This is a genomic window from Lacticaseibacillus saniviri JCM 17471 = DSM 24301, from assembly GCF_001311785.1.
Lineage (GTDB): Bacteria > Bacillota > Bacilli > Lactobacillales > Lactobacillaceae > Lacticaseibacillus > Lacticaseibacillus saniviri.
Window position 1 is genome coordinate 13,350 of sequence record NZ_BBBX01000019.1, and the last position, 16,311, is coordinate 29,660.

Annotated in this window: 10 protein-coding genes, 5 pseudogenes and 1 riboswitch; of the genes and pseudogenes, 5 read left to right on the forward strand and 10 right to left on the reverse strand. The window is 48.4% G+C overall.

All coding sequences use genetic code 11. The features are described from left to right. Window positions 1–42: 42 nt before the first annotated feature. The 3 genes and pseudogenes from JCM17471_RS09870 to pth form a co-directional block, all read right to left on the reverse strand. Window positions 43–1,629, reverse strand: a complete 1,587-nt coding sequence (locus JCM17471_RS09870) for a putative polysaccharide biosynthesis protein (protein WP_054777748.1) — start codon at window positions 1,627–1,629, stop codon at window positions 43–45. Continuing rightward, window positions 1,619–5,144 (reverse strand): annotated as a pseudogene (mfd, locus tag JCM17471_RS09875) (transcription-repair coupling factor). The gene JCM17471_RS09870 and the pseudogene mfd overlap by 11 nt, the downstream one beginning before the upstream one ends. 238 nt (window positions 5,145–5,382) lie before the next feature. After that, window positions 5,383–5,940, reverse strand: coding sequence for an aminoacyl-tRNA hydrolase (pth, locus tag JCM17471_RS09880; protein WP_054777786.1), 558 nt, complete (start codon window positions 5,938–5,940; stop codon window positions 5,383–5,385). Between the two features lie 390 nt (window positions 5,941–6,330). Between pth and JCM17471_RS09885 the strand changes: the two are divergent. The 5 genes and pseudogenes from JCM17471_RS09885 (at window position 6,331) to cbpA (ending at window position 9,782) form a co-directional block, all read left to right on the forward strand. Continuing rightward, window positions 6,331–7,310: pseudogene (locus tag JCM17471_RS09885) on the forward strand (L-lactate dehydrogenase). 198 nt (window positions 7,311–7,508) lie between these two features. Further along, window positions 7,509–7,634 carry a hypothetical protein gene (locus tag JCM17471_RS16020; protein WP_263849477.1) on the forward strand — a complete coding sequence of 42 codons (126 nt, stop codon included), beginning with the start codon at window positions 7,509–7,511 and terminating at the stop codon, window positions 7,632–7,634. Further along, window positions 7,631–8,383, forward strand: a pseudogene (locus JCM17471_RS15425) (peptidoglycan binding domain-containing protein); the annotation flags it as partial. The gene JCM17471_RS16020 and the pseudogene JCM17471_RS15425, both read left to right, overlap by 4 nt. 239 nt (window positions 8,384–8,622) lie before the next feature. Next, complete coding sequence (locus JCM17471_RS15430) at window positions 8,623–8,886, forward strand: L,D-transpeptidase (RefSeq protein WP_225354254.1); 264 nt, start codon at window positions 8,623–8,625, stop codon at window positions 8,884–8,886. Between the two features lie 224 nt (window positions 8,887–9,110). After that, window positions 9,111–9,782 (forward strand): cyclic di-AMP binding protein CbpA, encoded by a 672-nt coding sequence (gene cbpA, locus JCM17471_RS09895; RefSeq protein WP_054777750.1) that lies wholly within the window; start codon window positions 9,111–9,113, stop codon window positions 9,780–9,782. 152 nt (window positions 9,783–9,934) lie between these two features. On the opposite strand, the gene JCM17471_RS09900 is transcribed toward cbpA, so the two are convergent. The 7 genes and pseudogenes from JCM17471_RS09900 to JCM17471_RS09930 form a co-directional block, all read right to left on the reverse strand. Continuing rightward, complete coding sequence (locus JCM17471_RS09900) at window positions 9,935–10,450, reverse strand: QueT transporter family protein (RefSeq protein ID WP_173578940.1); 516 nt, start codon at window positions 10,448–10,450, stop codon at window positions 9,935–9,937. Further along, a riboswitch (PreQ1 riboswitch) is annotated at window positions 10,450–10,493 on the reverse strand. Its footprint overlaps the gene before it by 1 nt. Next, window positions 10,492–10,857 (reverse strand): type II toxin-antitoxin system PemK/MazF family toxin, encoded by a 366-nt coding sequence (locus JCM17471_RS09905; RefSeq protein ID WP_054777752.1) that lies wholly within the window; start codon window positions 10,855–10,857, stop codon window positions 10,492–10,494. Its footprint overlaps the riboswitch before it by 2 nt. 22 nt (window positions 10,858–10,879) lie before the next feature. Further along, window positions 10,880–11,128 (reverse strand): hypothetical protein, encoded by a 249-nt coding sequence (locus tag JCM17471_RS09910; protein ID WP_054777753.1) that lies wholly within the window; start codon window positions 11,126–11,128, stop codon window positions 10,880–10,882. Window positions 11,129–11,197: 69 nt separating this feature from the next. After that, window positions 11,198–12,333: pseudogene (alr, locus tag JCM17471_RS09915) on the reverse strand (alanine racemase). Further along, window positions 12,333–12,692 (reverse strand): holo-ACP synthase, encoded by a 360-nt coding sequence (acpS, locus tag JCM17471_RS09920; protein ID WP_054777754.1) that lies wholly within the window; start codon window positions 12,690–12,692, stop codon window positions 12,333–12,335. The pseudogene alr and the gene acpS overlap by 1 nt, the downstream one beginning before the upstream one ends. A gap of 362 nt (window positions 12,693–13,054) precedes the next feature. Then, window positions 13,055–14,578: a degradosome RNA helicase CshA gene (cshA, locus tag JCM17471_RS09925; RefSeq protein WP_054777755.1), complete on the reverse strand. Its 1,524-nt coding sequence runs from the start codon at window positions 14,576–14,578 to the stop codon at window positions 13,055–13,057. Window positions 14,579–14,869: 291 nt separating this feature from the next. After that, window positions 14,870–16,242: pseudogene (locus JCM17471_RS09930) on the reverse strand (UDP-N-acetylmuramoyl-tripeptide--D-alanyl-D-alanine ligase). Window positions 16,243–16,311 lie beyond the last annotated feature (69 nt).

Consider the following 16,311-nt stretch of genomic DNA (forward strand, 5'->3'; position numbering starts at 1 on the left):
CCTCCAAAGTGCCGCGACTGTGCGCGACAGCTACTTGTCTGTTTAATGAGTTGTTGTTGAATTGTGGTGCCGGTTGAGCCATTTCAAAAACGTGCGTCCCGCTGGAATTGCGAGTACTTCACGGATGGTAAATACGCGAAACAGAGTTGCCAGGACGATAAAGCTGATCACACCGACCACAACCCCCAGAATGGTGATTGTAATCGCTGAGAGCCGTCCCGTCAATGGCAACCAATAAACTGAAGCCGCCACTAACGCAATCATGCCGAGCGTACTGGCGCCCAATCGCGGCAGGAATATCCGCAACGCGCCACGCATTTTGACGCTCGATGGCACCGCCAGATAGACGATATTCAAAATCACACCCAGGCTCAACACCGTCGAGGCCGAAGCACCAACCGTCCCGTATTGCATGACAAGGGCTTGGTTGGTCACGATTTTGATCACAATGCCGACCGCTAAGGCAATTGTCGTCGTGCGATACTGATCTAAACTCTGGAGCACACTATTGTAGGCGTTGATCATTGCCACCAAAATAATGCTCAGACAATAAATCTGCAAGGCCAAGGTCCCGGCCGTATCACCGAACAGCAAGGTGTTAATCGCCGGCATCAAGATAATCAACCCCGCCGTGGCGGCTGTTGATACCCCTAAACTGAGATGAATCAAGATACCACCCGTTTGTGCGAATTGGCCCATCCGCCGACGCTGCAAGGTGCTGGTCATGGATGGTAACAGTGTTGTTGCCAAGGCCGTCGCCACGACTAAGCCCAATTGAACCAGTGGTTGGCCGCGGTCATAAATCCCTTTGAGACTCTTCGCCACCGGTTCGAGCACACCGGCTGCCGTCAAGCCACGTTTCACGGTGAAGCTATCGACCAGCTGCAAGAAAATCAACATCGCGGAGAACATCGCGATGGAGCCCCCTTCAACTAAGAAGCGCCGACCGAGTGTCCGGTAGCTCATCGGTGACGTATTGGCTTTGGGTGCGCCCTTAAACGCTCGCGCATAAGGTCGCCACAGCGTCAAAATTGCCACGATTCCGCCCAAAAACGCGCCGCCCATGGCCACGGCTCCCATCTGATAGGGTGACCAGTGCTCACGCAGCGATAGCCACGCAGCAACCAAGATGACAGCGACCCGTACCAGTTGCTCAGTAACTTGACTGGTCGCCGTCTTAACCATGTCGAAGGTACCTTGGAAATATCCCCGGGCACTCGCAAGAACCGGCATGGTGAGGAACATATACGCAACCACCTGGATCAGTGACACCAATTCGGGGTCGGCCATCCAATTGGCAATCGACTGGGCGCCAAACTGCAATAAGCCGAAGATAACCCATGACAGCCAAGTGAGTATGACAATCGACTGCCGTGTCACCGCCTTTTGTTCGAGCGGGTCATCCGTTTCGGCCACCACTTTACTGATGAACACCGGAAAGCCGCTCAGGGCAAACGTCATCCCCAAACCGTAAATCGGATAGATCTGTTGGTAGACGTAAAAGCCGGTATCGCCCACCATATTTTGAAATGGCACCCGATAGACGGCACTTAGAATCTTGGCAATCAATGTCGATAAGCTCAAGATCCACGCACCGCGGATGACATGTTTCATCTGATTATTCTGCATGCAGTGGCTCCTGTTTCACCGGATTGACGGCTTGCGCCAGCGCATCGACAAACTGCGTTACTTCATCTAACCATGTGGCCTGATCGAGTTTTTGCAAATCAAAGTTAACAATCATCCGCGCGTCTTCCGGTGTTACCGTCGCCCGCAGCGTGGTGTGATTGAGCACCTGGAACAGTTTTTCGCCGTTCACCTTTGTGGTGGCTTTGGGACTGAGCGTCACCAACACGTGATTATCGGTGCGTTGAATCCGGTCGACCAAGGCTTGATCAGCCAGTCGTTTCAGATGTGCGACTGCTAGCAAGTTAGTCACCTCTTGCGGATAGTCACCGAATCGATCGATCAAGTCCGCTTGGAGTTCATCTTCATCATCCTGCGTCTTCAAGCTGCGAATCTGCTTGTACAGTTCAATCTTTTGGCGTGAGTCATCGATATAAGTGGTGGGCAAGTAAGCCTCAATGTCCAAGGTGATTTCGGCATCGGTGTGTTCCGTCTGCTTGACACCACGCTTTTGGCAACAGCATCTTGCAACATTTGGGTATAGAGATCGTAACCGACGGAATCGATGAAGCCGTGCTGTTGCTGACCGAGCAGATTACCGGCACCGCGAATTGAGAGATCACGCATCGCAATTTTGAAGCCACTCCCAAGCTCCGTGAAGTCCTTGATGGCCTGCAGCCGCTTCTCAGCGACTTCATTGAGCACCTTGGCTGGTTTGTACATGAAGTAGGCGTATGCCACGCGACTCGAACGGCCGATTCGACCACGCAATTGATACAGCTGGGATAACCCATAGTGATCGGCATCTTCAACAATCAGGGTATTAACGTTTGGCATATCAACCCCGGTTTCGATAATCGTGGTCGTCACCAACACATCATACTGGCCATGAACAAAGTCATAGATGACCCCTTCAAGTTGCGTTTCCGTCATTTGACCGTGCGCATACGTCACAGTCGCGTTAGGCACCAACTGCTCAATCTGACCAACTGTGCGTTCAATGTCTTCAACCCGATTGTGCAGATAAAAGACTTGGCCGCCACGATCCAGTTCTCGCTCAATGGCCTCGCGAATCGCACCGGCATTTTGTTCCATGACAAACGTCTGAATCGGATAGCGATTGGTTGGTGGTGTTTCAATGACGGAGAGATCACGCACACCCAGCATCGACATGTTGAGCGTCCGCGGAATTGGGGTGGCCGTCAGTGTCAGCACATCGACATTGCTCTTCAATTGCTTGAGCCGTTCCTTGTGTTTAACCCCGAACCGCTGCTCTTCATCGACAATCAGCAAGCCAAGGTTCTTGTACACCACGTCTTTCGATAAGAGACGATGGGTCCCAACCACGATGTCGACGCTACCGTCTGCCAAGCCAGCCAATGTTTCTTTGACCTGACTCTTGCTGCGAAAACGTGACATCAAGCCGATTGTGACGGGAAAATCAGCGAACCGCGACACCATATTGTCGTAGTGTTGTTGCGCCAAAATCGTCGTGGGCACTAGTAAAGCGACTTGCTTACCGGCCTCAACCGCCTTAAATGCGGCCCGTAGAGCAACTTCGGTCTTACCAAAGCCCACATCACCGACCAAGAGGCGATCCATCGGACGTTCGCGTTCCATATCCCGCTTGATTTCCTCAACGCTGCGCACCTGATCGGGTGTTTCCGCATAGGGAAATTCCGCTTCGAACTGATGTTGATAATCATCATCCGGCGGAAAAGCATAACCCTTCTCGGCTTCGCGCTGAGCATACAAATCAATCAGGTCATCCGCGATATCTTCAATCTTTGCGGCAACCTTTTGCTTGGTCTTCTGCCACTCACTACCGCCCAGTTTGTTGATCTTTGGCGCCTTACCGTCCGCTGAGACATACTTTTGAATCAAGTTTAATTGCGACACCGGAATAAACAGCTTACCGTTATCGCGATAATTAATGGTCATGTAATCCTGGTGAACGCCGTCGACAGTCATGGTTTCCATACCCATGTACTGCCCAATCCCGTGATTCACATGCACCACATAGTCACCGGGTTGGAGCTCGTTATAGTTGCGCAAGCGTTCGGCGTTGGCCAGTGTCTGGTGTCGTGCCTTGCGTTTGGCTTTGGTGTTGAACAATTCCTTTTCGGTCACCACCACCAGCTTGAGCGATGGCAGTTCAAACCCGTTTTGAAGTTGCCCCATCACGACTTGCAAGCGGCCCGTAATCAGGTCATCTGGTGGTGTCGTCAGTGCGTTGATTTCAAAATCGCGCAGGGTCTGACTCACCTTTTCAACCCGCGGCTGTTCACCCACAAAGAACAGCACAGTCTGTTGTTGCTTGCTCCAGCGATCCGCTTCTGTTTTGAGCAGCGGCATCTGACTAAAGAATTGCTGCACGTCGCGACTGGCAAAATTAGTGAGGCTGTCCAGGCGCAGATTACCCATGCCCTTTTGAAAGAGATTCAAATAGAGTTGGGCGTGCTCATTATCCCGTAGACGTTCTTGAATGCTCAACAGTGGTGGCTGCGGCAACAGTTGACCCTTTTGTTGCAAGTCGGCAATCCAGTCTGTGGTTTCCTGCAGCAAAGTCACATCACGTTCCGTGATCCGCGCATAATCGTCGACAACCACAATGCCATTTTGAGCCATGTAGTCATCCAGATAAGTCGCTTGATCATAAAAAGCATCCATATAAAGGAGTGCCTGTTCAGGGCGTTCACCGGCTGCCAGTTGTTCAGCCACACTCAACACACCATCGGTCAGCGCTTGCTTCTCTTCGGCTGTCTTGAGCGTCGCCTTTTGTTTTGGCCGTTCTTAGTCAGCACATCTGCGGCATGTTGCATCGCATCCGCCGTAATCATCAAATCGGTTGCGGGTGGGACCACGATTGTGTCTAACGTGTCCAGGCTGCGCTGTGTCGAGAGATCAAATGTCCGCAGTGAATCAACTTCGGTATCGAACAGTTCGAGCCGCAGCGGATGGTCTTGATTTAGCGGATAGATATCGACAATACCCCCACGCACCGCAAATTGACCGGGCGCGCTGATCAGGTTATCACGCTGATACCCCATCGCGCTCAGCTGTGCGATAAGCTTTGCAAGATCAATTTCACTATCCATATCAATGGTCATTGAGCTGGCCGCAAAGATGTCTTTTGGCGTCAATCGGCGTTTGAATCCAGCCAAACTCGTGACTACAATCCCCGGTTTGTTCTCAAGCAACCAGTTCAACGTGTTGATGCGTTCATTACGTGCGTCCGGTGAGCTCACGGCCACTTCAGCCGCCAACACATCTTCAACTGGGAAGTTATAGACCTGCGTTTCTGGCAAGACATGGCTGAGATCTGCAATCAATTCGTCCGCTTGGTATTGATTGGTGGTCACCACCAGCATGGGCCGGTCGAGTTGCTTCATCGCGGCCGCTAACACGACCGTCTTCGCTGAACCGCTAAGGCCTGTCACCAGGTGCTTGCCCTTGTCCAGTTGTGGCCACAATGCTGTTAATTCAGGTGCTTGTTGTACCAGTGTTAATAAATCCATATCGGTTCCATCCTTATTAATATGCAGCTGTGACAAAACCCTGCCGGGCTGTCGCAGCATCTTGTTTTCGCAAACAATATTGACTAAACGTGTTCCAAAAGGTAGAGAATTCCGGTTAATTTACGGTGCATCAAATCCTAAGTGCTGGATTCAGATGCACCGTCCATTAATCCTCATTCTCTGCCCACCTTTGTCACACTCTATTAATATGCGCATGACCCGCACGGATTCACGGGTACTAGTTATACTTGTTCATCAAGTCTGGCAGGCTGCTGCCACCGATCCAATCTTCGAGGGCATTGGCGCCAGTCGTAATGCCTTCATCGATCAGTGGTTGGTCCGTACTACTAAATGGCGTTAATACCCAGTCGACGACCTTTTGCTTCTTAGGATGTTGAATCCCAATCTTCAAACGACCAAATTCCTTGGTTCCCAGTACATTGATGATGTCCTTAATCCCATTATGCCCACCAGCAGAGCCCTGTGTCCGAAAACGTAACTGGCCCATCGGCATGTCCATATCGTCTTGGACCACCATGATTTCATCCGGTTGAATCTGGTAATAGGCCATCAATTGCCCCACGGCACGACCCGATGTGTTCATAAAGGTCTGTGGCTTGACGAGAAATACTTTCTCACCGTTCACCATTGTGGTGCCCGTTGCGGCATCAAACTCGTGCTTGGTCACCGCGACATTCAACCGACTCGCTAATTCATCAATCATCATAAAGCCAATGTTATGTTTTGTTTTAGCATACTGACTGCCAGGATTACCCAGCCCAATAATCATCTTCACGATTTCTTTACCTTCACAGTGATTGCTCACTGTACTTTCTCTATAAATTTTTGCGTCAAATACGCAAAAAGCCGGAAGGTGCCCCTTCCAGATTGCCGGTTCATTATACCACACTTATCGCGGTGATTCGGGTCGCCACGCCTGTTATAGTTCGGGGTGAAAACTGTTATATTATGTTCAATTCGATTTTGTGAAAATAGCAGATGAAAACGATTTCTATTTCGCTTTAACAGCGTACACCATTTCACAAACCCCTGTAATAAGGGAACGCACATTTGAACGAGCCTTGAAATTTTGCGGAAAAAGCCATGAAAATTGCTTCACACACCTTGAAATGTGTTATACTGTTTTACGAATTGCAATTGGCAAATAAGAAAGGATGAAATCATCTTGGCAAACGTTACAGAAAAAGATCACCAAAAGTTATCCTTGTCGGGGACGGCGCTGTTGGTTCTAGTTACGCATACGCAATGGTACTCCAAGGTATCGCGCAGGAAATCGGGATTGTTGATGTCTTCAAGGAAAAGACACAAGGGGATGCAATGGACTTAGCTGCTGCATTACCTTTCACTTCTCCAAAGACGATCTACTCTGCTGAATACAGTGACGCAAAGGATGCTGACTTAGTTGTCATCACAGCCGGCGCACCACAAAAGCCAGGCGAAACTCGCTTAGACTTAGTTAACAAGAACTTGAAGATCTTGAAGTCCATCGTGGACCCAATCGTTGAATCTGGTTTCAGCGGTATCTTCTTGGTTGCTGCTAACCCAGTTGATATCTTAACCTACGCTACTTGGAAGCTTTCTGGTTTCCCTAAGGAACGCGTTATCGGTTCAGGTACTTCATTGGATACAGCTCGTTTCCGTCAATCAATCGCTGACTTAGTTAACGTTGATGCTCGTTCCGTCCATGCTTACATCATGGGTGAACACGGTGACACAGAATTCCCTGTTTGGTCACATGCTAACATCGGTGGGATTAAGATTTCTGAATGGGTTAAGGCTCACCCAGAAGTTGCTGAAGACGAATTAGTTAAGCTCTTCGAAAACACCCGTGACGCTGCTTACCAAATCATCAAGTTAAAGGGTGCTACCTTCTACGGTATCGGTACTGCTTTAGCTCGGATTTCTAAGGCTATCTTGGATGACGAAAATGCTGTCTTACCATTATCCGTATACATGGATGGTCAATATGGCGTGCACGATGTCTTCATCGGCTCACCTGCTGTGATCAACCGTAATGGTATTGCCAACATCTTGGAAATTCCTTTAAGCGATCACGAACAACAATCCATGAACAAGTCTGCTGAACAATTGAAGAAGGTTATCGACGACGGCTTCGCTGCTGCCGGTATCGAAACTCGCCAATAATCAGCTAAAAAGATAAGCGTTATCCCAAATCCGTTTGGGATAACGCTTTTTTGATGGCCTTTTCACAAGGTCATTTCACAAACTTGGCCAGAAAGCTTTTCTTTTCGCCGAATTTTGCGTATACTAAAACTATCTATGAGACGTTAAATAACATCTATTTACCGATTCATCGATCAAAATTACTAAGGAGGAACCCTCGTGAAATTAAAAAAGAACATCCTGATCAGCTTGGCGGCTGTATTAGTGGTTCTTGGCGGCGGTTACGTCTACAAGAGTTTAGCCTACCAAGATCATTTTTGCCTAATACCCAAGTGCTCGGGGTGAATATTTCCGGCAAAACGCCAGCTGCTGCCAACACGGCATTGAAGAATCACTTTCAAAAGCAGCACTACGCTTTCACCGACGGGACAAAGACAGTTGCGACCGCATCTGGGGAACAATTAGGTTTAGATCAAAACTATTCCGCCCTACTCAAGAAGGTTAAGTCGAGTCAAAATCCATGGCGTTGGACAGAATCCGTCATCGCTGCATCCAAGACGGACGCATTGAAGACACCAAACGTCAATCAATCCGCACTCGACACCTATATCAGCCAAACAGTGGCTAAGCTCAATGCGACGCGTAAGGCGCCCGTGAACGCTTCTGTTCAGTCTGATGCCAATGGCAATTTTATCATTCAAAAGGAAGTTGCTGGGAACCAAATCGACGCTAAGAAGTTAAAGGCACAAACATTAACTGCTATTAGCCAAGATAAGGATACCGTTGATCTGACAGCGACCTACCAAGAGCCTGCCATCAAGTCTGATGACAGCAAATTAAAGGCGGCCGTTTCAAAGCTCAATGCCATCAGCCAAATCTCTGGTAAGATTCAAATTGAGACGCACACAATCACCATTCCTACTGCCACCATCAAGAGTTGGCTGAGCTACACGAATGGTCAAGTCGAAGTATCTAAGACCGGTGTGGCCAACTATGTGGCTGCATTGAACACGAAGTATTCGACATTCGGTTTAACCCGGAAGTTCAAATCAACGAAATTAGGCACCGTATCTGTTCCGGGGGGAACGTACGGTTGGGGGATCGATCAGCCTAAGGAAGTTGAAAGCATCATCGCTGCGGTTAAGACCGGTAAAGACTTTACTAAAGAAGTGATCTACACAGGTTCTGGCTACCACAAAGATGGCACAGATATCGGTAACACTTATGTCGAAGTCGATAAAACCAATCAACACGAATACGTCTACAAGGATGGTAAGTTAATTCTTGATAGCGCCATTGTTTCAGGTAAGCCTGGACAAGATACGCCACTGGTGTGTTCGCGGTTTGGGATAAGCAACGCAATGCCACATTACGCGGTAAAAATAATGACGGTAGTGATTACGCAAGTCCCGTTTCATACTGGATGCCAATCGATTACACTGGTGTTGGTCTGCATGATAGTCCATGGCAACCAACTTACGGTGGCGACTGGTACCAAGCACACGGCTCACACGGCTGTGTCAACAACCCACCTGACTTCATGGCGAAGCTCTTCGCCGCTGTTGAAGTCGGTACCCCGGTCATTGTGATCGGCTAAACCATTTACGTTTAAAAGCGCTGCGACAAAACTCAAGGTTTTGTCACAGCGCTTATTTTTGTTCTCTGGCCAGACCGCTTCTGGCTCGACGAACCCGCAGTACATCTCATTTTATTCTCATCTTACATAATTTGCGATAAATTTCTTGCACCAAACCGCTGATATGGTATGATAAATACAGATTAGAATTTTTTAATTTTAAAAGCAATCTATGGAGGCGTGCTATGTTAATCAAATCACTTGTGCTCAAAAAGGATTTCTTAACCACCGTCCAAGAGACTGTCACACTTGAAGAAGCGTTGAAGGTGCTCGAAGACTCTGGTTTCCGTTGTGTGCCCATTCTTGATGAGAGTGGTCAGATCTTCCGCGGTAACATCTATAAGATGCATATCTACCGTCACAAGTCACAAGGCGGCGACATGTCATTACCTGTCACCTACTTATTGAAGAACGCGACCAAGACGATTCCCGTCAACGCCCCATTCTTCAAAGTTTTCTTCAATATCAAAGACTTACCTTACATCGCCGTGCTCGATGAGAATGCCAACTTCTATGGTATCTTAACGCACGCGAAGTTACTCGGTATGTTGTCTGAATCTTGGAACATCGGCGTCGGTTCATACGTGCTGACCGTGATGTCGACTGGCGAACGCGGCGATCTTGCGGTTATGAGCAAGATTTTTGCCAAGTATGTCTCTATCTCTGGCTGTATCACACTGGATGCCAAGCGTGATGAATTCGTTCGGCGGACCCTCTTCACCTTACCCGCTGGGACAGATGAAGCGACCTTGAACAACATCGTGGCAAAGCTAGAAAAGAAGAATTTCCGTGTGGTTGAAATTGATGATCTGCAATCCGGCCAACCAATCTTGGTTGATGACTCAGAAATCGGCTAAGCCAAAGCAATGAAGTTGTGACAAAAGACGCTTTGAGTGGGAGGATTAACCTGATCTCTCAACCTGTTGGCGCACGATTAATATTGTTCGAAAATTCAAAAGCCTGTGACAACCAAAATCGGTTGTCACAGGCTTTTGAATTATGTATCTCTTTATTCAATGCGTTTTTGAAAATGAACGGCTCGGTCGACAGCGACCATAATTGGCGCCGACAGCAACATGATGAAGCCTTCTGAAAGGATCAGACTCAAGTAAGTTGGCCAGAACACCTGGGCAAAGTTGAGGTGCCCCGTCCAAATAATCTCAATGGCGATGAGAATCATTGTCAGACTCATCACGATGACGTTGAGCCCCATGCGTTGCCACAACTTAGGCAACTTGGGTGCCAGCCACGCGACTAAACTCAGCCCAATCAAGCTTTGACCACCACCGAAGACAACATCAATCCATCCCAATGGGGAAAATAAGGCGTTGAACACCATGACACCGATGACAACCCCCAGCAGATACTTGCGACTGAACACCACCAGATGGTTCAGGCTTTCAGACAGTCGAAACTGCAACGCACCACTCGCCAAATTAAAACTGGCTGGGCCAATGGACAATACCAAATAAAGCGCGACAACGAGCGCGTTAACTACCCATACACGGGTCTTCTTCATGTTAATCTCTCCTAGTTTTTTATGTGGGATGGTTGCGAACCACATGTTTAATTTTTAACCAGCGCCTTGATGCCCAGCGAAATCGCTAAAGCATTATCAACCTGCGTCATTCGCTCAGGCACCAGTGTGGTTAACTTGTCTTTCAATCGCTGCTTATCGATCGTCCGCAATTGTTCCAAAAGCACAACCGAATTCTTTTCAACACCATCTTCCTTGGGTGTTAAACCCACGTGTGTTGGCATCTTTGGCTTCTGAATCTTCGACGTGATTGCCGCGACAATCACCGTTGGACTGTAGTGATTACCCACATTGTTCTGGATAATCAAAACCGGTCGCATGCCTCCCTGTTCGGAGCCAACAACCGGCGATAAATCTGCGAAAAAGACATCCCCACGTTTAATGACTAAATCCATTTAGGCCCTCCTTCTTGGCGGCTTAACGGATATGGGAATAGGCTTCGCTTTCACAAGCGGAGAATTCTTGACAAATTTCGGCATTCAACTGCGCCATTTCGACGTACCCATTCATCAGTTGATCGAGTTCTGGGTCATGTTCCTTTAAAAATTCTGCCATAGCCGACTTCAATAGTGTTTCTCGCTTGATATCATGGAATTCACAGTACGCTTCAACCTTTGCTTCTAAGGCCCCATCCATCTGCATCGAAACTGCTTCTTGCTTTGCCATCAAAAAGCTCCTCCCATAACCATTATTTCACTCAATACTAGCACAACTCACCATGGAATGGAACCGGCGTTATTTAATCGGATTGATACTTTCGCGTGGCAAACGTTCTGCCAAGCTACATGCAATCTCATAATGAATGGTATCCGAGTAATCAGCAACATCTTGTAATGTTATTTTTCATCACCGCTGGTTCCAACCAAAACCACAGGTGTCCCCGGTGCATAGTCCTTAGGCAAACGAATCATGAACTGATCCATGCAGACGCGGCCAACAATCTCGCAGAATTGGCCATCAACTAGCACATGGAAACCTTGCAATCGGCGTAACCAGCCGTCCGCATAACCCATCGGCACTGTTCCAATCCACTCATCCCGCTTTGCGTGATAGGTCGCACCATAGGATACCGCATCCCCCGCATGAATTATTTTGCTGAAGACCAACTCCGAGACCACCTGCAGTGCGGGTTCAAGCTGATATGGTGTTTCTGGAATCGCGCGACCGGATGGATTGAGCCCATAGAGCGCAACACCAAAGCGAATCATATTGCCGTTGCATGCGGCGTGCCACAAGCTCGTTGCTGAGTTTGACACATGCACATACTTAGGCCGCTCTGGTAAGGCCGCCAAGTATTGATGGAACTTGTCCACCTGACTATTGAAGTAGGTGGTATCCACTTCATCGGCCGTCGCAAAGTGGGTGAAAATACCTTCGATTTCGAACCACTGACTGTGCGCCTTCACATAATCGACGGCATCAATCAGATCAGCGACTTCCCGAAAGCCAATCCGGCCCATGCCCGTATCCAGCGCAAAATGGATGCGTAAGCGTGGTTGGTCCGGGTTAGCTTGAAGTACCGGCAAGGCCGCCTCAAGCCACGCCTTGGAGCCCACAGGCACGGAGATTGTCTGTGTGGCTGCGAGCGCTGCTGTTTCCGGTGAAATAATCCCCAACACGAGAATGGGAATCGTGTAGTCAGCTTCACGTAACGCGAGTGCCTCATCCAAAATAGCGACACAAAAACCAGTCGCGCCCGCCGCTTGCGTCACCCGAGCGACGCGCAACAACCCGTGACCGTAAGCATCGGCCTTAATCACAGCAAATAATTGCGTGTCATCTTTCAACTGGGCCTTAGCGTGTTGAATATTATGTAAAATCGCTGTCTCGTCAACCAATACCTTGCTTGGTCGGTGTGTCCCTGTAATCATTATGCTTCGCTTCTTTCTAATATCACTTCAGTGAAAACTAAGGTATCGGTGTGAGTGATGCTGACAAACGCTTTGCCGTCAAACGGATGCTTGGTGATGACTGGTTTGCCGGCCTCATTGTTCAATGTCTCAACGTCTTGCAGTTGGACTTTGCCCAAGCCCGTCCCAAATGCCTTCGAATACGCTTCTTTCACGGAGAAACGCCCCGCCAAGAATTCGGCCGCTCGGCGTTCCTTGAGTGTCTGATAGAAAGCGAGTTCCTTTGGCGTTAACACTTTTGCTGCAAAATCGATATTGCGTTCCTGTGCCGCGACAACGCGTGCGATATCGGTGGCATCGATTCCTAACCCATAGATCATTTGACTAGCCTCAATTCCTATCAGTATGGCTTTACTTACCTGTTTCATTGTGACATGAAACAAAGCGAACTTCCAGTGATTATGCATGAATCATTTTCACGAAGAAGTGACAGAGTGCGACAATCCACATAAATCACAGCTTCATATGCTAACCCAAATACTTCGTCTGTTGACGCACATTTTGTAGATGACGATTTAAAATGGCAAACAAAAAGAGAGCTATGACATTAATGTCGTAGCTCTCTTAAAACGTGCTCCAATCCCCAACAATCTCCGCCTAACCGACTTTTCGCCTATGGCATAAACCGCCATAGCCATCAAAGTCCGTTAGTGCTCGATTGCTGAGCAGGGATTGTCACACTCTAGTCGTTATGAATCACGAAGTTGCGCTTCTTAGGTTTGCGGCTACCTTCACCACGGGAATCGTGGCGATCGTTGCTGCGGTTGCGGTCATAATGACCCTTGCTACCGCTCTCGCGACGATTACGGCTACCACCGTTACCGCCCTTGTTGTAACGACTGCCGCCATTGCTGCGACCGTTACCGCGCTTTTGACCCTTACGGCCTGGTAATGGGCGTTCTGGGGTGATCTTAACCGGAACAGCACTCGCATCATCTGGGCTCACAGCCTTCAAGTAGGCCGAAACCAGTTGAAGTGGGGTGTAAGTTTCCAGTAATGTTTCTGCCATTGGTTCGTACTTTTCAACGTCGCCGGATTCAACTTGCTCCTTGACGGTTTCAAGCCCTGTTGAGATTTGACCCAGGAAGGCTTCTTTTTCCGTTGGTGGCTTCATTGGTAACATCCGCTTCTTGGTGAGTTCTTCGATCACACGCAGATATTCAACTTCGTTAGGGGTAACAAAGGTGATTGACATCCCCTTCTTACCGGCACGGCCAGTACGGCCAACACGGTGAACATAGCTATCTGGATCTTGAGGAATATCATAGTTGTAGACATGTGTCACACCGGTGATATCCAACCCACGAGCAGCCACGTCGGTTGCAACAAGGAAGTCGAGTTGACCACTCTTGAACTGACGTAAGACGCTCATCCGCTTTTGTTGGGTCAAGTCCCCGTGAATCCCTTCAGCACGATAGCCACGCGCCTTCAAGCCACGAGTAATTTCATCAACACGACGCTTGGTCCGACCGAAGATCAATGCCAAGTCTGGTGATTGCACATCGAACAGACGTGTCATGATATCGAACTTTTCAAAGTCCTTAGAGCGAACATAGTATTGTTCAACGGTATCAGCAGTCAATTCCTTAGACTTGATCTTAACCGTGATTGGGTCGTGCATGAAGTTCTTAGTGAGCTTCATGATTGGTGCTGGCATGGTTGCGGAGAACAGCAATGTCTGACGTTCAACAGGTGCTGACTTCACGATGCTTTCAATATCTTCAATGAAACCCATGTCGAGCATTTCGTCAGCTTCATCTAAGACCAATGTCTTCAAACCAGCCAACTTAACAGTGTGACGGTTGATGTGATCAAGCAAACGACCTGGTGTCCCAACTAAGATTTGTGGGTGTTCGGATAAGCCACGAATTTGGCGACGAATATCGGCACCACCATAAACGGCTTGAACCTTGATCTTCTTGTCGCGGCCTAATTTGTAAAGTTCTTCTTGTGTTTGAATAGCGAGTTCACGCGTTGGGGAAATAATCAACGCTTGAATGTTGCGATCGGCTTTGTCGATCTTTTCAAGAATAGGCAAGCCAAAAGCTGCGGTCTTCCCGGTACCAGTTTGCGCCTGACCAATAACGTCATCGCCCTTTAATACTAAAGGAATAGTTTCAGCCTGAATTGGGGTTGCTTCTTCAAATCCTGACCGTGAGATTGCCTTGAGAATTTCGTGGTCAAGACCTAGTTCTGTAAACTTCAAATGTGTTCCTCCTTGTTTTGCACAAGCATTTTCACAAAACAGGAAACAACAAGTTGAAGAACTGTTTTGTAAATATGCTATTTTCAACGATTCTTTTCAAAAAGCATCTAAAGTATCATAGCACGGTTTTGTCATTAAAACAAATCTAGCCATCCCTAAGTTTTCTAAACTGGGGATAATCGGTTGTGAAACTTGCAAACGAAAACGCGCCACCAAAAACATGGCAGCGCGTACTTCATTAATTTATTAATTATTTGAAAAGGTCGAATAGCGGTTCAAAATTCGACTTTGCTACGCTTCTGTCAATGCCGTTAAGACATTTTCTAAGTGCAAGCCATGACTCGCTTTCAGCATCACGATGTCATCAGCGGTTAAATCGGCTTTGAGATCAGCAATCAGTTGTGCTTGTTGATCGGCTGTATAGTAATGCAGTTGTGCAGCGGGATATTTGTCCACCAGCACGTCGCGTAAGGCAGCCATCTCAGGGCCATAGAGATACACATCTGCAATAGTGGCCGGATCGAGTTCCGGCGCAATGCTTTGATGCAACTCACGGCTGGCATCCCCTAACTCGAGCATGTCGCCCAGCACGGCAATACGCTTGCCGGCAGTCGCAAATGTCGCAAAGTCATGCACCACGGCCTTCATTGCCGTTGGGTTCGCATTGTAGACGTCACTCAGAATTGATTCACCCTGAGTGCCCTTCACCCATTGTGTGCGGTTCGCTGTGATTTCAAAATTAGCTAATGCCCGTTGAATCATTTCGGGTTTCACATGGAATCGACGTCCCACTGTGATGGCAGCCAATGCATTCGACACATTGTATTCGCCCATCACGGGAATTTGGAAATGCAGGTCTGGCCATTTGCTGAGGTCAAACTCAGTGTGATCGGCCTTAGCCACAATGTTCTTTGCGAACAACTGGTTGTCAGGTGAGAGGCCAAACGTCTTGGTCTCTTGTTCAACCGTTTGGGCCCGCTCACGTAACAGCGGTTCATCGCCATTATAAACGAACAAGCCGTCTTCCTTTAAGCCATCCACGATTTCCATTTTGGCATCCGCAATCTTGTCGCGAGTCTTGAAGAACTCGATGTGTGCTTCACCGATCATCGTGATCACGGCCACATCGGGTTGTGCTAACGTACTCAGATCGTGCAATTGCCCTGGACGATCCATTCCCATTTCGACCACCAACACTTCTGTATTCGGGTCCATGGTCAAAATCGTCATCGGTACGCCGATTTCATTATTGAAATTAGCCGGTGTTTTGACGACATGGTACTGTTGCGCAAGAACAGCCGCCGTCATATCTTTTGTCGTTGTTTTCCCATTACTACCGGTGATTGCGACCACCTTGGGATTTACTTTCATCAATAAGTAGAACTTCGCCAGGGCCTGCATCGCAGCGAGTGGTGAGTCAACAACCAGCTGCGCCATACCCGTATCGACTTGGTGGTCACTGGCCACAAATGTTGCCACGGCCCCATTTTTTCGGCCGCATCGATAAACTCGTGACCGTCCCGTTCCCCAACTAATGGGACAAACAGGCCACCAGCTTTGATTTGGCGCGTATCGAATGCCACACTCGTTACGACAGCATCTTTATTCGGTGCCAGTAACTCTGCGTCAACGACCCGCGCAATTTCAGCAAGCGTCATTTTCATTTTTAGGTCTCCAATTCATCGTGATGACGAACACATGGCTCGTCACCCTTTTTCATTTCCCCTCAAGCT